This window comes from Zavarzinia sp. (genome assembly GCF_041650655.1).
Classification (GTDB): domain Bacteria; phylum Pseudomonadota; class Alphaproteobacteria; order Zavarziniales; family Zavarziniaceae; genus Zavarzinia.
In genome coordinates this window covers 1-19,294 of record NZ_JBAZKR010000073.1, presented here as the reverse complement: position 1 = coordinate 19,294, position 19,294 = coordinate 1, and the positions used below count along the sequence as shown (strand labels likewise).

19 protein-coding genes are annotated in these 19,294 nt (G+C 67.5%); 4 read left to right on the top strand and 15 right to left on the bottom strand.

Features of this window, described 5'->3' with window-relative positions; all coding sequences use genetic code 11:
* The 9 genes from WC493_RS15955 to WC493_RS15915 form a co-directional block, all read right to left on the bottom strand.
* Positions 1-628: aliphatic amidase (locus WC493_RS15955; protein ID WP_373066522.1), on the bottom strand; the 628-nt coding region annotated here is incomplete at its 3' end.
* Positions 629-649: 21 nt separating this feature from the next.
* Complete coding sequence (urtE, locus tag WC493_RS15950) at positions 650-1,345, bottom strand: urea ABC transporter ATP-binding subunit UrtE (RefSeq protein WP_373066521.1); 696 nt, start codon at positions 1,343-1,345, stop codon at positions 650-652.
* A complete protein-coding gene (urtD, locus tag WC493_RS15945) occupies positions 1,345-2,094 on the bottom strand; it encodes an urea ABC transporter ATP-binding protein UrtD (RefSeq protein ID WP_373066520.1) in 750 nt (249 codons plus the stop codon). Before urtD ends, urtE begins: the two co-directional genes overlap by 1 nt.
* Positions 2,091-3,227 carry an urea ABC transporter permease subunit UrtC gene (urtC, locus tag WC493_RS15940; RefSeq protein ID WP_373066519.1) on the bottom strand — a complete coding sequence of 379 codons (1,137 nt, stop codon included), beginning with the start codon at positions 3,225-3,227 and terminating at the stop codon, positions 2,091-2,093. The genes urtD and urtC overlap by 4 nt, the downstream gene beginning before the upstream one ends.
* A gap of 3 nt (positions 3,228-3,230) precedes the next feature.
* Positions 3,231-4,124, bottom strand: coding sequence for an urea ABC transporter permease subunit UrtB (gene urtB, locus WC493_RS15935; protein ID WP_373066518.1), 894 nt, complete (start codon positions 4,122-4,124; stop codon positions 3,231-3,233).
* Between the two features lie 70 nt (positions 4,125-4,194).
* Positions 4,195-5,454, bottom strand: coding sequence for an ABC transporter substrate-binding protein (locus tag WC493_RS15930; protein ID WP_373066517.1), 1,260 nt, complete (start codon positions 5,452-5,454; stop codon positions 4,195-4,197).
* A gap of 286 nt (positions 5,455-5,740) precedes the next feature.
* Positions 5,741-6,352 (bottom strand): ANTAR domain-containing response regulator, encoded by a 612-nt coding sequence (locus WC493_RS15925; protein ID WP_373066516.1) that lies wholly within the window; start codon positions 6,350-6,352, stop codon positions 5,741-5,743.
* Between the two features lie 13 nt (positions 6,353-6,365).
* Positions 6,366-7,523 carry a transporter substrate-binding domain-containing protein gene (locus tag WC493_RS15920; protein ID WP_373066515.1) on the bottom strand — a complete coding sequence of 386 codons (1,158 nt, stop codon included), beginning with the start codon at positions 7,521-7,523 and terminating at the stop codon, positions 6,366-6,368.
* Positions 7,524-7,693: 170 nt separating this feature from the next.
* A complete protein-coding gene (locus WC493_RS15915; protein ID WP_373066514.1) occupies positions 7,694-8,494 on the bottom strand; it encodes a metallophosphoesterase in 801 nt (266 codons plus the stop codon).
* Positions 8,495-8,707: 213 nt separating this feature from the next.
* On the opposite strand from WC493_RS15915, the gene WC493_RS15910 reads away from it, so the two are divergent.
* Positions 8,708-9,436: a hypothetical protein gene (locus WC493_RS15910; protein WP_373066513.1), complete on the top strand. Its 729-nt coding sequence runs from the start codon at positions 8,708-8,710 to the stop codon at positions 9,434-9,436.
* Here the strand turns inward: WC493_RS15910 and WC493_RS15905 are convergent, their stop codons facing one another.
* The 6 genes from WC493_RS15905 to WC493_RS15880 all read right to left on the bottom strand — a co-directional run bounded on the left by WC493_RS15905 (position 9,437) and on the right by WC493_RS15880 (position 15,741).
* Positions 9,437-11,560, bottom strand: coding sequence for a CHASE2 domain-containing protein (locus WC493_RS15905; protein ID WP_373066512.1), 2,124 nt, complete (start codon positions 11,558-11,560; stop codon positions 9,437-9,439).
* The gene (locus WC493_RS15900) at positions 11,547-12,302 is read right to left on the bottom strand and encodes a hypothetical protein (RefSeq protein ID WP_373066511.1); all 756 of its coding nucleotides are present in this window, start codon (positions 12,300-12,302) and stop codon (positions 11,547-11,549) included. The genes WC493_RS15905 and WC493_RS15900 overlap by 14 nt, the downstream gene beginning before the upstream one ends.
* Positions 12,303-12,394: 92 nt before the next feature.
* Complete coding sequence (locus WC493_RS15895; protein ID WP_373066510.1) at positions 12,395-13,519, bottom strand: GTP-binding protein; 1,125 nt, start codon at positions 13,517-13,519, stop codon at positions 12,395-12,397.
* 39 nt (positions 13,520-13,558) lie between these two features.
* On the bottom strand, positions 13,559-14,314 hold the full coding sequence (locus WC493_RS15890) for a SapC family protein (RefSeq protein WP_373066509.1): 756 nt from the start codon (positions 14,312-14,314) through the stop codon (positions 13,559-13,561).
* A gap of 79 nt (positions 14,315-14,393) precedes the next feature.
* Positions 14,394-14,759 (bottom strand): DUF4112 domain-containing protein, encoded by a 366-nt coding sequence (locus WC493_RS15885; RefSeq protein ID WP_373066508.1) that lies wholly within the window; start codon positions 14,757-14,759, stop codon positions 14,394-14,396.
* A complete protein-coding gene (locus WC493_RS15880) occupies positions 14,749-15,741 on the bottom strand; it encodes a TerC family protein (protein ID WP_373066507.1) in 993 nt (330 codons plus the stop codon). Before WC493_RS15880 ends, WC493_RS15885 begins: the two co-directional genes overlap by 11 nt.
* A 189-nt stretch (positions 15,742-15,930) precedes the next feature.
* Between WC493_RS15880 and WC493_RS15875 the strand changes: the two genes are divergently transcribed.
* The 3 genes from WC493_RS15875 to WC493_RS15865 all read left to right on the top strand — a co-directional run.
* Complete coding sequence (locus WC493_RS15875) at positions 15,931-16,731, top strand: dienelactone hydrolase family protein (protein ID WP_373066506.1); 801 nt, start codon at positions 15,931-15,933, stop codon at positions 16,729-16,731.
* Positions 16,732-16,830: 99 nt separating this feature from the next.
* On the top strand, positions 16,831-18,108 hold the full coding sequence (locus WC493_RS15870) for an imelysin family protein (RefSeq protein ID WP_373066505.1): 1,278 nt from the start codon (positions 16,831-16,833) through the stop codon (positions 18,106-18,108).
* Between the two features lie 4 nt (positions 18,109-18,112).
* Positions 18,113-19,294, top strand: a 1,182-nt coding sequence (locus WC493_RS15865) for a di-heme oxidoredictase family protein (RefSeq protein ID WP_373066504.1), incomplete at its 3' end; no start/stop codon positions are given.

Here is a 19,294-nt window from a genome sequence, read left to right as displayed (position 1 = left end):
CCCAGGCCATGGCCTTGGCCATGACGATCTGCTGTTCCTTGGCCGGATACATGTAGCCCTGGCAGCGCACGATCAGCTCGGCACCCTTCATGGCGCAGTCGCGCCAGATTTCCGGGTAATTGCCGTCGTCACAGATGATGAGCGACACCTTCATGCCCTTCGGGCCTTCCGAGACATAGGTGCAATTGCCGGGGTACCAGCCCTCGATCGGCACCCAGGGCATGATCTTGCGGTACTTCTGGACGATCTCGCCCTTGTCGTTCATCAGGATCAGGGTGTTGTAGGGCGCCTTGTTGGGATGCTCCTCGTGGCGCTCGCCGGTCAGCGAGAAGACGCCCCAGACCTTGGCCTTGCGGCAGGCTTCGGCGAAGATCTCGGTCTCGTCGCCCGGGATGGTCGAGGCGGTCTCGTACATCTCTTTCGAGTCGTACATGATGCCGTGGGTCGAATATTCCGGGAAGATGACCAGGTCCATGCCCGGCAGGCCCTGCTTCATGCCGATCACCATGTCGGCGATCTTCTTGGCGTTCTCGAGGACCTCGGCCTTGGTGTGCAGGCGCGGCATCTTGTAGTTGACGACGGCGACGCCCACCGTGTCGTTGCTCGAGACGATATCACCATGGATCATGCTGCTTCTCCCAGATGGCGGTCAGACCGCGAGATGCTTGTGGACGATGGCATCCGTCAACTCGTCGGGCGTGCCGGCGACGACGACGGCGCCCTTCTCGACGATGACGAAACGGGTGGCGACACTGCGTGCGAAGTCGACGTTCTGTTCGACCAGCACGACGGTGATGCCGTGTTCCTTGTTGATGGCGACGATGATCTTCTGGATCTCTTCGACGATGGAGGGCTGGATGCCCTCGCAGGGCTCGTCGAGCAGCAGGACCTTGGGATCGGCGGCGAGGGCGCGGGCGATCGCCAGTTGCTGCTGCTGCCCGCCCGAGAGCACACCGCCCGGGCGGTCCAGGTTGTCGCGCAGATAGGGGAAGAGTTCGGGCACGATCGCGGGGATCTCCCGCTTGCCGTCACGCCTGGCGTAACAGCCCATCAGGATGTTCTCGCGGATCGAGAAATCGGTGAAGATCTCGCGCCCCTGCGGCACATAGGCGATGCCGGCGCGGGCGCGCTCGTGGGTCGGTGCCGCCGAAAGGTCGGTGTTACCTAGGGCGATCTTGCCGGACGAACGGGTGGTCAGGCCCATGATCGTCTTCATCGTCGTGGTCTTGCCGGTGCCGTTCCGGCCCAGCACGGCGAGGATGCCGCGGTCGGGCGCGTCGAGTGTCATGCCGTGCAGGATGTGGCTGCGGCCGTAGTAACTGTGGACATTCTCGAGCTGCAGCATCACGCGATCCCCTTGGAGCCGAGATAGGCCTGGCGCACGGCCGGATTGCCCTCGATCTCGGCGATCGAACCCTCGGCCAGGACCTTGCCCAGGTGCAGTACGGTGATGGTCTCGGCGATCTCGCGCACGAAGGCCATGTCGTGCTCGACGACGAGCAGCGTATGACTGCCCTTGAGGCCGTTGATGATTTCGGCCGTCTTCGCCGTCTCGCCCTCGGTCATGCCGGCGGTCGGCTCGTCGAGCAGGATGATGCGGCGCTCCTGCACGATCAGCATGGCGAGTTCGAGCCATTGCGTCTGGCCGTGGGAGAGTTCGCCGGCCGGCTTGTTGGCGACCGCCTCGAGCCCGGCGAGGGCCAGGGCCCGCTCGACCTTTCGCTTGGCCGCGGGCGAGAAGCCCAGGCGCAGGTTGGCGAAGACGGACGGATTGAGACAGCAGGCGACTTCGAGATTGCGCCGCACGCTGATCTCGCGGAACACGGAAGGTATCTGGAACTTCCGGCCCACCCCGGCGCGGGCGATCTTGTGCTCGGCCCAATTGGTGATGTCGACGTCGTCGACATAGACCTGGCCTTCGGTGCTCTTGGTCTTGCCGCTGATCAGGTCCATCAGGGTGGTCTTGCCGGCCCCGTTGGCGCCGAGCAACACGCGAAGCTCGCCGGTCTTGACCAGCAGGGAGACGCCGTCGACCGCCTTGAAGCCGGAGAAGGAGACGCCGAGGCCGTCGAGGGTGAGGGCGATGTCGCTCATTCCGTCACCTCCTGGCCGGTCGCGAGCGTGGGATCGGCCTTGCGGCGGCCGAGCAGGGCGGCGATGCCGTCCTTGGCGAGACCGGCGAGGCCGCGCGGCAGGAACAGCACGACGAGGACGAAGATCAGGCCGATGATCGCCTTCCAGGCCTCGACGAAGGCTTCGGTCTCGCTGATCGAGGCTTCGATCGTGTTGATCAGGATGGCGCCGATGCAGGCGCCCAGGATCGAGGAACGCCCGCCGACCGCGGCCCAGACCACCATGGTGATGGAGAAGGTGAGGTCCATGAAGGTGGGCGAGGCGAATTCGGCGACCACGACATAGAGCATGCCGGCGAAGCCCGCGATCAGGGCCGAAACCGAGAAGAAGAAAATCTGGTAGGCGGGCACGTCGAAGCCGAGGTAACGCGCCCGGTTCTCGTCGTCGCGGATCGCCTGGAGGATCAGGCCGGCCCTGGTCTCGACCAGGACGCGGGTACCGATCAGCACGAGCGTCAGGCAGACCGCGACCAGATAATAGGTCTCGGTGATATAGGGGTCGAACTCGAAGCCGCCGATGGTGAGCCAGCCGAGGTCGGTCAGGCCGTTGAAGCCGTTGGTGACCGGCTGCGCGTCGATCAGCAGGAGGCGGACCAGCAGCACGAGGGCGAGCGTGATGATCGAGACGAAGACGCCGGCGACGCGCTTCCTGAAGACGACGGTGCCCAGGATGCCGGCGATCAGGACGGGCAGCACCAGCCCCATGGCGATGCCGAACCATTCGGACTGGAAGGGGATCCACAGGAAGGAACCCGAATTGATGCAGCAGAGATCGGTCTGCGCGCCCGGCTCGGCGTTCCACAGCATGAAGTCGGGCACCGGCGTGTCGGAGCCCTGGGCCAGGCTGGTCGGGCTCGCCAGCTTGAGCGACATGGCGATCGCATAGGCGCCCAGGCCGAAGAACAGGCCCTGGCCCAGGTTCAGGATGCCGGCGTAACCCCAGGAGAGCGCGACGGCGATGCCGAGCATGCCGAACACGCCGTATTTGGCGAAGCGGTTCAGCCAGAAGGGATCGTCGACCACGAGCGGCAGCAGGAGGATGACGGCGATGAAGAGGGCGTAGGCGCCCCAGGTGACGGAACGAGGCATATGCATGGCTCAGCGCCCCTTGAAGGAGAACAGGCCCTTCGGCATCAGGACGATGACGACGATGACGGTGCCGAAGACGACCGCGCGGGCGAGGATGTCGTTGGTGGCGGCGGCGACCAGGCCGTTGATCTCGCCGAGAATGCCGGAGGCTGCGACGGCGCCGAACAGGCTGCCCACGCCGCCCACGACGACGACCATGAAGCCGTCGACCACCATGGAGGCGCCCATGTCGGGGAACACGGTCTTGAAGCCGGACATCATCACGCCGGCGACACCGGCGAGGGCAGAACCATAGGCAAAGGTGAGCGCATTGACGCGTTTCACGTCGATGCCGCAGGCGGCCGCCATGTTGCGGTTCCGCATGACGGCCCGTACCTGCATGCCGATCGAGGTGCGATACATGACGAACCAGGTGGCCGCGGTCAGGATCGCGGTGACCAGGATGATGAAGGACCGGAAGGCGTTGATCTCGGTCCCGAGCAGGGGGATCGTGCCGCGCAGGAAGGCGGGAACGTCGACATTCTGCAGCCCCGGCCCCAGGCCGTCGATGTGGATGCCGAAGAACGACAGGCCGAATTCGAGGCGCACCGCCTGCTGCAGCAGGATGGCGATGCCCCAGGTCGCCAGCAGCGTATCGATCAGCCGGCCGTAGAGCCTTCTGACCAGCAGCCATTCGATGCCCCAGCCGATCGCGCCGGAGACGATGAAGGCGATCGGGATGGCGACCAGGAAATTGGCGCCGAGATAGAGGCCCGACAGCACGGTGGAATAGGCCCCGATCATCACCATTTCGCCGTGGGCCATGTTGATGACCCCCATGGCGCCGTAAGTGATGGTGAGACCGAGGGCGACCAGCAGCAGGATGGAGCCGAGGCTCAAGCCGATGAACAAAGTATCGACCACGACGTGACCTCGCGGAAACGATGGAAAGGAGGCCCGGCCGCCGCGCGCGGCGGCCGGGTAATGATCGGGGTTACTGCTTCAGCTTGGCCGAATCGAGGCCGGCGGTGGTGCAGAACAGGTTGGCTTCGGTCTCGCCATAGGCCGAATAGGGCAGCGGACGGATCGGCGCCGGGAGTTGGTCGACGATCTTGCCCTGGCCGTCGGCCTGCCACTGCGCGATGCGCGGGGTGAGCCAGGTGTGCAGGTTCTCGGGGTCGATCTTCACGTGGCCGTTCGGGGCGTCGAACTCGCTGCCGGCGACCGCGTCGCGGATCGCGTTCGAGGTCAGCTTGTCGCCCAGCTTGGCGGCCGCCTGGGCGAACAGATAGACCTGGAAGTAGCTCGATTCCATGGCGTGGTGCGTGACCGCCTTGGGATCCTTCACATAGGCCCGGTAGCGTTCCACGAAGGCCTTGTTGGCCTCGGAATCGATCGCCTGGAAATAGGGGAAGGAGGTGTAGGAGCCGGCGGCATATTCGGCACCCATGGCCGCGATCTCGACCTCGGAAGTGACCGAGGCGCAGATCGGCAGCACGTCGTGGGTCAGGCCCTGGTTCTTGAACTCGCGGTAGAAGGCGACGACCGAGTCGCCCACCACGTTGGACAGCACGACGTCACAGCCCGACGACTTGATCTTGTTGACCATCGAGCCCCATTCGGAATGGCCGAGCTCGAGATATTCGTCCGCCACCCATTCGGCGCCGTTGGCCTCGATCAGGATCTTGCAGACCTTGGCCATCTCGCGCGGGTAGATGTAGTTCGAACCGACGATGAAGAACTTCTTCTTGCCGAGGTTCTTGATGATCCAGGGAATGAAGGTCGAGAGCTGCTGGTTCGGCGCCGAACCGGTGTAGATCACGTTCTTCGAGCACTCGAAGCCTTCGTAATAGGTCGGGTAGAAGAGCAGGTTGTTGCGCTTCTCGAACACCGGCAGCACGGCCTTGCGGCTGGCCGAGGTGTAACACCCGAAGACCGTCGGCACGCGGTCGCGCACCACGAGCTTGGAGGCCTTCTCGTTGAAGGTCTTGGGATCGGAGGCGCCGTCTTCGATGATCGGCTCGATCGGCCGGCCGGCGACGCCGCCCTTGGCGTTGATTTCGGCGATCGCCATCAGGGTGGCGTCGGCCAGCGACTTCTCGATGATCGAGAGCCCGCCGGTCTGCGAGAACAGCACGCCGACCTTGATCGGATCGGCGCCCAGGGCGGCGCGGGTCATCAGGCCCGGGGCCGCGATGGCACCGGCACCGGCCAGCGCGGTCGACTTCAGGAAGGAACGACGATTGAGACTCATGGCTACCCCTCTGGTGTTGCGGAGCGGCCGGCGCGGGAAGACAGGCATGCGGCGGGCCGATCCTTCAAGGCGAAGTCCGGGCGATCCCGTCCGTAACTGGACAGGTTGCAAGACGCGATGATGGGAATCGGGCCAACGCCACTGTTGGCCGATGGGCAATAAAAAAAGCCCGTAACGTCCCTTGCGGGACTTCACGGGCTTCATCGCCGTTAGGCAGAGAACTTCACTGTTCCACTGCCTGAATTCTGGGCGGTCACCGTTCGGTCACCGCTTCGACGCCTAATAGTCAATCATTCTTCGGTGTGAAATTCAATAGCTCATGTGCGTTGATGATGGCCGCCGCCATCTCGTCCATGGGCAGGCGCTTGGCCATGGCCTGGCGGCGGATGCTCTCGTAGGCGACCTCTTCGGAAAGGCCCTGGCTCTCCATCAGGATCGCCTTGGCCTTTGTAATCTTGTTGTTCCCGGAAAGCTTGCGTTCGAGCTTGCGGATGCGCTTTTCCGCCTCCTGGCGTTCGAGCCAGAGCGAGCGGGCGAGCATCAGGTTGGTGAGCAGGCCGAAGGGCCGGATCGGCCGCTCGATCACGGCGAGCGCGCCGCATTCGATGACGACCTGCAGCGTGCTCGGATTCTCGTAGGAGACGATGGCCACGATCGTGGGGCCGCGGCCCTTGGCGAAGTCGCGGGTGAGGTCCAGGATCTGTGCCCGGCTCTCCTGCTCGACCGAGAGCAGCACGAGGTCGGCGGTCGACGAGATCGCCTCGGGCAGGGGCCAGGTGGTTTCGCAGACGCAGCCGATGCGCTTCAGGTGCTCGACCAGGGATTTGCCTTCCTGGTCGGGCGGGTAGATGACCTGGACCCGCAGTCCCTTGAAGTCGCGCAGGATCTGGAAGGACATGGCGGCGGGTCCGTCAGCCCTGCGAGCCGCCCGCGGCCGGGGCGGCCGGCAGGCTCCAGTCGTCGAGCGAAGGAGCGACGAAATAGGGATCGGGCTTCACCCGCGCCCCGGCATCCCAGACGATCTCGAAGGCGCCTGCCGCGTTCACCCGCGCGACACGGGGCCAGAGTTCGGTGTGGTTGTTGTCGGGATCGATGCGGATGCGTCCCTGCGGCGCCTCGAATTCCAGGCCGCGGACATGGGCGGCGATCGCCTCCGGCTCGTCGGTGCGGGCCAACGCCAAGGCCTGGGCATAGACGTGGATCTGGTTATAAGCCGCTTCGGCGCAGCCGGTCACCGGTGCGTGGAGGCCGAAGCGCTGCTTGAAGGCGGTGACGAAGCGGCGGGCCGACGGCGTCTTCAGGCATTCGAAGAAGGTCGCGGAGGCGACATGTCCGGCGCTGGCGGAAGGCGGCATGGCGACGAGATCGACCTCGGACGTGGTCAGGCTGGCGATCGGCATCTTGGCCGAATCGAAGCCGGCGGCGGCGAAGGCTTCATAAAAGCGCGGGATGGTCGCCCCGACCAGGGTGGAGAAGACGACGTCGGGCTTGGCCTTGGCGATGCGGGTGATGGCCCGGGCGATGTCGGCCGGCTTGTCCTCGAGCGGCAGGTAGACTTCGTCGACCACCCGGCCTTTGGCCTGGGTCACCAGGTCGGCCATCACCCGGTTCGATTCATAGGGGAAGACATAGTTGGAGCCGACGAAGGCGAAGCGACTGCCGAAATTCTCCATCATATAGCGCGCCAGCGGCAGGGAATTCTGGTTCGGCGCGGCGCCTGTATAGAAGCAGCGGTCGGAATATTCGAAGCCTTCGTAGAGCGTCGGATAGAACAGCAGGCCGCGCAGCGCCTCGACCTCGGGCATCACGGCCTTGCGGGTCGACGACATGTAGCAGCCGAACAGGATACGGCAATCGTCGATCAGCAACTGGCGCGCCATGTCGCGGTAGAGCCGGGGCGACGATTGCGGGTCGCGCACCAGTGGCTCCAGCGGCCGGCCCAGCACGCCGCCGGCGGCATTGATTTCCTCGATGGCCAGCAGGGTGCCGTTGAACATGGCGATTTCGGTCGCCGCGGTGACGCCCGACCGGGAAAACAGGACACCTACGCGCCATACCTCGGATGTCATCAGCCGTCCGCTCCAGCCAAAAAAAAAGCCCCGCCCCCTGCATGAGGGGTGGAGGCTTCCATGCCACTCGGGAGACAACCTTGTCTCCACCGGATCAAGACTAGGCCAGGGGCGGCCCGCTCTGCAAGCATTCTCGACGAGGGCGCGGTATCGGCGGACGCCTTCGGGGGTTACAGGCCGATCGCCTCGGCCCGGGCGCGGCGCCAGCGGGCCGGCTGCTCGTCGTCTTCGATCACGGTCGGGCGGAAGCGGTCGTGGTCGATCTCGACCAGGGCGATCCGCCCGCTCGTATAACTGCCGAGGTCGATCGAAAGGCGGTGTGGGCGGAGCGTCACTTCCGGGTGGATAGTGTGGCCGTGCACCACGAAGACGCCGCCGGGATTGCGGTCGGCGTTCAGGAAATCGGCCCGGATCCATTGGTAGTGGGCGTGTTCGGGCTCGTGGGCGGGAGTCTGCTTCCAGCCCGGCACGGCGGCGGCCATCGCCGCGAAACTGTCGAACCAGGGCGGCAGGCCGGCGTGGACGAAGACGAGATCGCCGACCCGGTGATAGTCGTTCAGGCGGCCGAGGAAGGCGCAGCGCGCCGGGCCGACGACGGCCGCCAGGGAATGGAAATTCAGATCGTCGCGGATCTCGCGCAGGATGACGTGGCCGCCGTTCTGCATCCAATAGGGGGCGAAGCGGCCGGCCTTGACGGACCACCACATGAACCAGTCGTGATTGCCGGCCAGCGGGACGAGATCCAGGTCCCGCTCGGCCTCGATCAGCAGGTCGAGCACGCCGAGGCTGTCCGGCCCGCGGTCGATATAGTCGCCGAGCGTGACCAGCGCGCCACCGCCCCGCCGGCCCACGATGTCGAGGGCGCGGCGCAGCAAGGAGCTGACACCATGAATGTCGCCGACCACATGGCCCTTGAACGCCGCCGCGACCGGCAGGGCCTGCCAATCGTGCTCGGTTACCGTAACGCTCATCGCTCCTCGAACCGGGGTCGCCCGGACCTATTGTAGGCGGGCGGCGGGGTGCGGTCAGCCCGCGGCGGGCGCGGGGCCCCGTCCCGGCGACGCATGGCCATAGGCGCGGCGACCGCGGGATGGCATGCTCTGGCCGGCGCGGATTTCGGTGACGGGGGTCACCGACACGCGCTGGCGGCCGTCCCATTCTGGCCGTCCATGGGGGACGAGGACATGGCGGCAAAGCCGAGCCTGCCCGGCAAGAGCTGGGGATTGATGTTGTTTTCCTGCGCCACCGGGGCGGCCAAGATCGCGGCACCCGTCGGCCAGGCCGTGGCGACCTGGAAGGGCTGGCGCGCCCCGCCGGCGGACGACGGGCGCGCCGCCGGCCTCGCCCTGTTGCTCTCGATCTTCTGGGAAGAATCCCTGTTCAACAATATCGCGCAGACGGGATCCGGCACCGCGGTCGGCTTCGGCCAGGTCGAGCCCGCCGAAATGTACAAATTCGACGCCGCCAATGTGGACAGTGCGGATGCCGGCATGCGGGAAGCGGTCAAGTCGGCGCAGATGAACGGCTATCTGGTCTACAACCTGCCGAAGCGGGTGAAGAACGGCAATCAGACCATCCTGCAGGGCCGGCTGACCGATTTCGACGCCGCGATCGTCTCGGCCGCGGCGCTCCGCCATGTCTACGAGGTGAAGGGGCGGCGGGCGCAGACGGCGCTCGAAGCCTATGCCGGCATCGGCTTCACCGGCGGCCAGGTGCCGGCCCATCTGGCCACGGATGCCGACCGCCGGGCGATCATCGACGGCTGGCTCGCCTGCGCCAAGGATCTCTACGAGCAGGGCCTGACCGACGAGAAGGCGAGCCCGGACGCGGTCATGGGCGCACTGAACAAGGCCCGCGCCTTCAACGACGTGCTCCGCGCCAGCTACCGGCCGATCCTGTTCCCGGGGCGCTGATCACTTGGATTCGAGGATGTGGCGGCCGTCCCAGTCTTCCGGCGGCGGCTCCAGCCGGTAGACCATGGCGCGGGAGAGATAGAGGGCGGCCACCGGGTCGTCGCCCGAAAGGGCGGCGAAGGCGGTTTCGGCCGCTGCGAAATCCCGGGCCAGATAGCGTTCCAGGGCGGCCTCGAAGGCGTCGAGGGCGGCGATCCGCTCGGCCGGGACGTCGCCCCGCCGGCCGATCAGTTCGAAGATCGGCACCGGCAGGGACTTGCCCTTGACCACCAGGCGGTCGAGCGGGCGGAGCACGAAATCGGGGCCGAGGGCCTCGGCCGTCGGGCCGGACAGGATCACCCGGGTGCCATAGTGGTTGTTGGCGCTCTCGAGGCGGGAGGCCAGGTTCACCACGTCGCCGGTCACCGTGTAGTTGAGCCTTGTTTCGGAGCCCATGTTGCCCACGACCGCTTCGCCCGAGGCGATGCCGATCCTCGTGCCCAGCGGCTTCAGGCCGAATTCCGGCACCACCACCTGGGCGTTGAAGGCGTCGAGTGCCTCCTGGGCATCCAGTGCCGCCTCGGCCGCCAAGCGCTCGGCGTCGGCATGGGCGAGGGGGGCGCCCCAGATCGCCATCACGGCATCGCCGATGAATTTGTCGACATAGCCGTCCCGGGCTTCGATCGCCCGGGTCAGCACGGTCAGATATTGGTTCATCACGGCGACGAAACGCTCGGGATCGCCGGCCAGGCGCTCGCCCAGGCTGGTGAAGCCGACCATGTCGGAGAAGAAGACGGTGACCCGCCGCCGCTCGCCGCCGAGGCGGAGCGCGCCGGCGTCCTCGGCCAGGCGATCGACCAGGGCGGGGGCCAGATAGTGGCGGAAGGCGTGATGGATGCGCCGCCGCCCGCCGTCCTCGACCACGAAGCGATAGGCATAGAGGGCGGCGAAGACGACGAGGGCCCCGACGCCCAGCGGCACGATCGGCACCACCAGGCCATAGTGGAAGGCCACGACCGCGGCGGCGAAAAGCAGGGCCATAGCGCCGAGCCCGACCCCGGCCCCTCCCGCCGGTCGCAGCAGGAAGAAGGCGAGGCCGAGGGTGAGAAACCAGGCGATGGCGAAGGGCACTTCCGCCACCATCGGCATCTGGGTGAGCCAGGCCTGATGGGTGATCGTGTTGATCGCCGCGGCGTGGATCAGCACGCCGGGCATGGACGAGCGGCTGCCCAGCGGGCGGTAGCGTTCGGGGTCGGCCGCCACCCTGCAGCGGGGCGGGTCGCGGCTGGCGTCGCCCTCGGTCAGGGCCAGGCGCTTGGCGCCGCGGAAACGGTCCTCGATGTCCAGGGTCTCGCCGACCAGGACGATCTTGCCCTTGAAGGCGCGGGCCAGATAGTCGGCGTCGCCGGCCTGGAGGCAGGCGGCGATGTCGGCCAGGCTGTAGGTCGGGACGTCGCCCGGCCCGGTGTTGAAATTGATCAGGAAATCCTCGTCCGGCACCGGCTTGCCGGCGCGCGCCGCCAGTTCCGCCCCGAAGGAGGGCACGCTGCCGCCGCCGTCGAGGGCGTAGCGGGCGACATAGGCCCTGACCACATCGTCCGGATCGAAGCGGAGGTTGAGAAGGCGGATGTTGCCGTCGCCCCGGACCGCGATCTGCTGGGCCGGATGGGGCCGCAGCACCTCGCGGGAGAGGCGGGCCTCGCCCAGCACCACCTTGCCCTGGTCGGCGGCGCGGCGAAGGCTGATCAGGAAGGGCTTGTCGCGGCCGGAGAGCAGGTCGGGCCGGTCCAGCGTGACAGGGAAGACCACGTCGAAGCCGACCGCGACGGCCCCCGCCGCCACGGCGCCGTCCAGCACCTTGGCCAGTTCGGGCGTCCAGGCGACCTTGGGCGTGCCGGCGAAGGGTTCGACGTGATAGGTCTGCTCGTCGATCGCGATCAGCACGACGTCCGATTGCTCGGGCGCGAACAGCGGCCCGAACAGGGCGTGGCGGGCCGGGATCAGGAAATCGATGCCGAGCCGGCACAGGAAATCATGCGGTCCCGAGACGACGATGCCGGTCAGCAGCAGCGCCAGCGCCGCGGAGAGGCCGATGCGCCGGCCCCACAGCCGGCGCTGGCGGTTCTGCCCGTCAGGGCTTGGCAACCGGCACCAGGCGATTGGCCAGGGTATCGGGCTCGCTCAGGCTCGGGTCGATCGAGAAGCGCGCGACGCCGATCACGGCGCCGCCGGAGCGGACTTCGACCCGATAGGGCACATTGGCGGTCAGGCGCGGGGCACTGGCCGGATATTCGATGTGGCCGTCCTGGCCCTCGCCGCTCCAGACGAGCTGGGCCGGCACCCGGCCGACATTGTAGATGCGCACTTCGCCGGCACCGCCCGCCAGCCAGCGGAAGGCCGGCTCGCTCGAACGGATGACGCGGTCCTGGTCCTCGTCGCCGCCGAGGCCTTCGGCGCCGCGCACGGCGACCGCCCCCGCCTCGGTCGCATCGGCGCCGATCTGGGCCGATGCGGTCTGGCAATTAGGGGCGACGGTGGCCTTCACCGTGCCGCCCTCGGCGACCGCGCCAGTGGTGTCGAAGCGGACCTTGCCGCCGGTGATCGTCTCGCTCCGGCAGCCGGAGAGATAGGAGACGGTCAGCTTGCCGTCGGCGCCGAGATCGACGCTCTGTCCGGCAAAGACGAAATCCATGAAGGAGAGGCCGCTCGACGGTGCCGAAACGTCCTCGACCACGGCGATCGCATTGGTGCCCAGATGCGCCAGCGGCGCCTGGGCATGGGCGACACGGAGCGCCGCCCCCGAGACCGCGAGTGCGACCACCAGACCGGTCCCGATGGCCAGGACCTTGCGATAGCTCAGCGGCGACTGCCGACCGACCGTTTTCATATCTCCCACCCGTTCACAGTGTGCCGCGGGCCTTGCCGGCGGCGACATGAGTGGACGATAGGACGCCCTGCGATGCAAGGCTGTGATCGCGATCACCCCCTGACGAGGGGGGGCGCCAAACCGGCATAGCGCGGGTCGTAGGACGGCCCGTCGTGACCCGGCGCCTGGTCGGTGAAGGCGGCGAAAGTCTCCTCGATCACGGCGCGGTCGAGATCGCGGGTGATGAAGACGATGCGGCTCGTCCGGTCTTCATCCGGCCAGGCGGGCAGTTCGACCGCCGGGTGGAACAGGTGCTGCACGCCGTGAATGGCGACCGGCCGCTCGTGCCCCGCCAGATTCACGATGCCCTTGATGCGCAGCAGGTTCGGCCCGCGGAAGCTGGTCAGCACATTGAGCCAGGATTCGAAGGCGAAGGGATCGATCGGCCTGTCGATCGTGAAGCAGAAGGCCGCGATCCGGGCGTCGTGGCGGTTCGGGTCGTGGTGGTCGTGATGATCGTGGTCATGGTGGTGGCCGTGATCATGCTCGGCATAGGCTTCGGCCTTCAGCCAGCGGGCTACGTCGACCGACTTGGTCGCGGCGTCATAGAGGCCGACGTCGAGCACCAGGGCGGGGTCGAGGGCGCCCTGTTCGACCACGATCACCGGCGCCGCCGGGTTCAGCGCCGCGAGCCGGGCCTTCAGGGCGTCCACCGTCGCCGCGTCGGCGAGGTCGGTCTTGGTCAGCAGCAGGCGGTCGGCCACGGCGGCCTGTTTCACCGCTTCCTCGTGCTCGTCCAGCGTGGCGGCGCCGTTCACGGCGTCGACGGTGGCGATCACGCCGTCCAGGCGATAGCGCGCGGCGACCAGGGGATCGGCCATCAGCGTGTGGATGATCGGGGCGGGATCGGCCAGGCCCGTGGTTTCGATCACCACCCGGTCGAATTCCGGCACTTCGCCGCGAACCCGTTGCAGGAACAGCCGGCGCAGCGCGTCGATCAGGTCGCCCTTCACGGTGCAGCACAGGCAGCCCGACTTGAGCAGGACCATCTCGTCCTTGGCCGATTCGACGAGCTGGTGGTCGAGGCCGATCTCGCCGAATTCGTTGATGATCACGGCGGTGCGCGCCATGCCGGGATGGCGCAGCAAGCCGTTCAGCACGGTGGTCTTGCCGCTGCCGAGGAAACCGGTCAGCAGGGTGACCGGAAGCCCGGCCGCGGTATCGGAAAGGTCGCTCATGGCGATGTTATAATATCACATCGCCATGAGGGGCAAGGCTCAGCCGACGCGGGTCTGCAGCCGCTCGATCAGCAGGGGCCAGCGGCGCAGCGAGATGAAATGGGCCAGGATCGCGGTCATCAGGCCGCGCTTGTGCCAGTCGAGGATGGTCTCGTCCGGCAGGGCGCGGAACTTCTCTTCGTTCACGACCTGGAAGCCGCCCATGGTGTAGCGGCGGCCCTTGCGGTCGGCCAGATCGACATTGCGCGGCAACAGGAGGTCGCGCGCCGCCAGTTCCTCGCCGAAGGAACGGGTGGCGAGGAGCTGCTTCTGGAAGGCTTCGCAGAAGGCCAGCGTCGCCTTGGCGAAGCTGCTGGCCTCGCCCTTTTCGAACAGGGGCTGACCCTCGTTGCCGCCCTCGACCACATTGGGGGCGGCGCGGTCGACGCAGAGGGTCAGGCGGTCCTCGTTCGGCACTTCGAGGAAGATGAAGGGATAACGCCGCACATAGGCCGGGATCGGGAAACCGGGGATCCAACGGCCCTTGAGATCGAGGAACAGGTTCTCGTTGTCGCGCAGGCCCACCACGGCGACCGCCGAGGGCTGCGGCCCCTGGGTGAAGACGATCGGATAGGCGCCGGCGCAATCGAGGAATTCCTCCGCCACGATCGGGATCGAATTGGCCTTGGCGGCGAACTTCAGGTGCTCGGCCGGCTTTACCCGCAGGTTCGCATGGGCGGAGACGGTCAGGATCTCGGGCTTGCTGTAGAAGAGGGGCAGGGCGGGGGCCGGGGCCGGCTGAATCGGTTCGCTCACGTTTCTTCTCACGGCTGGCGCGGGCGCGGGGCCCGTCAGGACGGCGGCCACTATAGGTGCTGCAACCGCCCCGCCAAGATCAATCTTCGCCCAGTTCCGGGTGGCTGCGGGCGAGATCGCGGCGGATCATCGCCACATTCTTCGTATTCACGCGGTAGAGCACGTCGGCATAGTCGCCGATGATCGGCAGGATACCGATCAGGAAGTCGATGCCGATGTTGAGGCAGCCGCGGGCGACGGTGCCCCGGCTCGCCCCCATGCGCGCGCCCTCGATCACGACGCCGAGGGCGATCAGGGCGCAGACGAGGTCGCCGCCCGCCGGCAAGAGGCCGATCAAGCCGTCGAGGCCGACCGGCTTCTTCACGATGGGCAGGGTCCAGCGCGACTCCATCAGTTCCGCCACCCGCTCCAGCCGGCGCAGGCGGCGGGCGAGGTCAGCGGCCATGCTCGGCCTCCTCGCCCTTGGCGGGCGAGCCGACCACCCAGCCGGTGGGCAGGGCGGCGGGCGCTTCCGCCTTGCGGAACCAGGACAGGGCGATCGAGCCGAAGACCAGGGCGGCGGTCGCGATCAGGGCATATTCGGTCGGGATGGTCTTGCCTCCGAAATAACCGTTCACCAGCATCTTGACGCCGACCAGCACGAGAATCAGGGCCAGCGCATATTTCAGATAGTGGAAGCGGTGGATGACACCGGCGAGCACGAAATAGAGCGCGCGCAGGCCCAGGATGGCGAAGACATTGGCGGTGAAGACGATGAAGGGATCCTGCGAGACCGCCAGGATGGCCGGAATCGAATCGACCGCGAAGACGAGGTCGGAGGCTTCGATCACCACGAGGGCCAGGAACAGCGGGGTCGCGAAGAGGACGCCGTTCCGGCGCAGGAAGAAGCGCTCGCCCTCGTAGGTTTCGGTCACGCGGAGGCGCCGGCGCAGGAAGCCGATGATCCGGTTGTTGGCGAGATCGGGCTCGGCATCGGCGGCGAGCAGCATCTTGATGCCGGTGACGATCAGGAAGCCGCCGAACAGATAGACCAGCCAATGGAATTCGGCGATCAGGCCGACGCCCGCGAAGATCAGCACCGCCCGCATCGCAAGCGCGCCCAGCACGCCCCAGAGCAGGACCCGGTGCTGCAACTCGGCCGGCACGGCGAAATGGCCGAAGATCAGGACGAAGACGAAGATATTGTCGATCGACAGGCTCTTCTCGATCAGGAAGCCGGTGACGAAGGCCCAGCCGTCTTCCGCGCTCCGGAAGTGGAACACGCCGGCCGCGAAGACCATGGCGAGGGCGATATAGGCGGCACTGCTCCAGGCCGCCTGTGCAATGCTGACGGCCTTGGCCTTGCGGTGCAGGACACCGAGGTCGAGGGCGATCAGGCCCAGCACGAAGGCGACGAATGCGGCCCAGACCCAGGGAGAAGTAGCCATTGCGGCCCCTCCAAATGACGCGGCGGCGGAACACCGTCCGACAGGTGGAAGAGTCCGACATCGCAGGCGATCGCTCGCCTGCCAGAGGGGCCCGGACCCCGAAACAAGGCACAAATGGGGCGCCCGTGCTGCATTGCAAGGGGGTGGCGGCGATTGTCAGGGGCGGGGCACTCTTTTAGTCTTCGGGCCGTGTCCATCCGATCCCGCCGCGCCCGACTCGCCGCCCTCCTGCTCGCCCTCGCGGCGGCAGCCTGCAGCTTGCTCTCGGACGAGGGGGCGGTCTGGCAGGGCACGAGGATCTATGTGCCCTGGTCCGCCTCGGCCGACGGCAAGCCGATCGAGGCGACGGTGGCGGAACTGGTCCAGCGCGGCCAGGACGAGGACGACCCCCTGGCCGGCCTGCTGGTCGAGGGGGCGAGGCTGCCGGTCGTCGTCTTCCTGCACGGCTGCTCGGGCGAGATGGCGGGAATCCCGGAAGAATTCGAGAAGCGCGGCTTCGTCGTGCTGGCGCCTTGGTCCTTCGCCCGGACCGGCCGGCCGCAGAGCTGCGGCGACGTCGGGCCGGAGACATTGGCCTGGCGGCTCGACGAGGCGCGCTGGACGGTCGCCCGCCTGGCCGGCCTGCCTTGGGTCGATCCCCATGGCATCGCCGTCGTCGGCGCGTCGGAAGGCGGGCTCGCGGTCGCCCAATATGCCGATGCGCCGCCTGTCGTCGCCGCCTTCGTCATCATGGGCTGGACCTGCACGGACCGGAACAACATCGATTTCAACGGCGTCCGCGTGCCGGGGGACCGCGCCGTCTATGCCGTGATCGGCGCCCGGGACCCCCTGGTCGCCTCGCCCCGCCTGGGGGGCGACTGCACCCGCTCGCTCGCCGGCCGCGCCCATGCCGAGAGCCGGGTGATCGACGGGCTCGCCCATGCCGTGCCCGACAAGCCGGTGTTCGACGACATCGCCGCCTTCATCGAGGCCGCCCGCCGCCGTTCCTGAAAAACGATTTCCGGCAGGGCTTGCATCCGGCGCATCTTTGATATTAAGAATGCGTCGCAGGTACAGATGGGGCCGGCCCTGTCGGAACGGAGGCATCGGATGAGCGAGAACAGGTGGGCGGCCGCGTTGGTGGCTGGCATCATGACGGCCGGGATGGCGGCCGGGGCCGCGGCGGCGACGACCAAGGAAGCGGTGCTGAAGACCTATGCCGACATCGCCGAGGCCACCTTCGGCGACGCCGCCACGGCCGCCAAGGCGCTGGACGCTGCCGTCGCCAAGCTGATCGCCGCGCCTTCGGCCGAGACTCTGGCCGCCGCCCGCGCCGCCTGGATCGCCGCCCGTCCGCCCTATCTGCAGAGCGAAGTGTTCCGCTTCGGCAATGCGATCGTCGACGGCTGGGAAGGCAAGGTGAACGCCTGGCCGCTGGACGAAGGCCTGATCGACTATGTCGCCGAGAACTACGGCACCGAGTCGGACGAGAATCCCTTCTATGCTGCCGACGTGATCGCCAATACCCGGCTCAAGGCCGGCGGCGAGACCATCGACGCCACCAAGATCGACGCCGAACTCCTGGAAAAGCTGCAGGAAGTCGGCGGGGTCGAGGCCAATGTGGCGACCGGCTACCACGCGGTCGAATTCCTGCTCTGGGGCCAGGACTTGAACGGCACCGGCCCCGGCGCGGGCGACCGGCCCTTCACCGACTATGTCCAGGGTTCGGGCTGCACCCACGGCAACTGCGACCGCCGCGCCGCCTATCTGAAGGCCGCGACCGATCTTCTGCTCTCCGACCTCTCCTGGATGGCGGAACAGTGGAAGCCGGGCGGCGAGGCGCGCAAGGAACTCGACGCCAAGGGGGCGGACGGCGGCATCGTCACCATCCTGACCGGCCTCGGCTCGCTCTCCTACGGCGAGCTGGCGGGCGAGCGGACCAAGCTCGGCCTGCTGCTCCACGACCCGGAGGAGGAGCAGGACTGCTTCTCCGACAACACCCACAATTCGCACTACAACGACGTGATCGGCATGGCCAATGTCTATGGCGGCAGCTACACCCGCCTGGACGGCAAGAAGGTCAGCGGCCCCTCGCTGGCCGACCTGGTGGCCGAAGCCGACCCCAAGCTGTCGGACGAAGTGAAGGCCAAGCTGGCGGCGACCGTGGTCGCGGCGACCGCGATCAAGCAGCGCGCCAAGACCAAGGAGCATTACGACCAGATGATTGCGGCCGGCAATGCCGAGGGCAATGCGGTGATCCAGAAGCTGGTCGACACGCTGACCGATCAGACCCGCTCCTTCGAACGCATCATCGCCGCGCTGAAGCTGGCGCCGGTGAAGTTCGAGGGGTCGGACAGCCTCGACAATCCCTCGGCCGTGGCGCAGTGACATCGTGACCGGTGCCGTCGCGCGCCGCGGCGGCGTCGCGGCCCTGCTGCTGGCCTTGGGCACGGGCGTGGCGATGGGGCCGGCCGGCGCCGGGACGGAGCCACCCGACGCTTCCGGCGGGGCGGCGACCTCCTACGAGGCGCCGGACCAGGACGCCTTCGGCCACCCGTCCGCCAATATGGGGGAGGAGGGCAAGCTCGACTTCCTGCTGGGCAACGCGTTGTTCAGCAAGCTCTGGGCCTCCGCCCCGTCCTCGACCACGGCGTCGGACGGGCTCGGCCCGCTCTACAACGCCCGCTCCTGTCGGAGCTGCCACCTGAACGACGGGCCGGGGCGCGTGCCGGGGCCGGACGAGATCGCGGTCTCGCTCTTCCTTCGCTTGTCGGTGCCGCCTCATACGGCGGAAGAACGCGCCACGCTGGACTCGGGCGCGGTTTCGGACCTGCCGGAGCCGACCTACGGCCTGCAGCTCCAGAACCGCGCCATCCGCGGCTTCGACGGCGAAGGACGGATGACCGTCGCCTATGACGAGGTCGCGGTAGCGTTGGCCGGTGGCGAGGTCGTGCACTTGCGCCGCCCGAGCTATGGCGTCGCCGATCTCGCCTTTGGGCCGATGGCGGCCGACGTCATGCTCTCGCCCCGCATCGCTTTGCCGATGGTCGGCCTCGGCCTGCTCGAGGCGATCCCGGAGGATCAGATCCTGGCCCATGCCGATCCCGACGACCGGGACGGCGACGGTATCCGTGGCGTAGCCAACCGGATCGGGCCGGAGCACCGCCTCGGCCGCTTCGGCTGGAAGGCGGGCCAGCCGGACGTGCCGGCGCAGACGGCGGCAGCCTTCGCCGGCGACATCGGCCTGTCGACCCCGCTGATCCCGGCTTCCCACGGCGATTGCACGGCGCGCCAGACCGCCTGCCGGGCCGCCCCGACCGGCGACGACCCGGCCGAAGGCGTCGAGGTGACGCGCCAGATGTTCGACCTCGTGGTCCATTACACCCGCAATCTCGCGGTGCCGGCGCGGCGCGGCATCGACCGGCCGGAGGTCACGCGGGGCGAGGCGGTCTTCGCCACGGCGGGCTGTGCCGCCTGCCATGTGCCGCGCTTCGTCACCGGGGCCAATGCCGCCGATCCGATCCTGGCCGGTCAGGTGATCCGGCCCTATACCGACCTTCTGCTGCACGACATG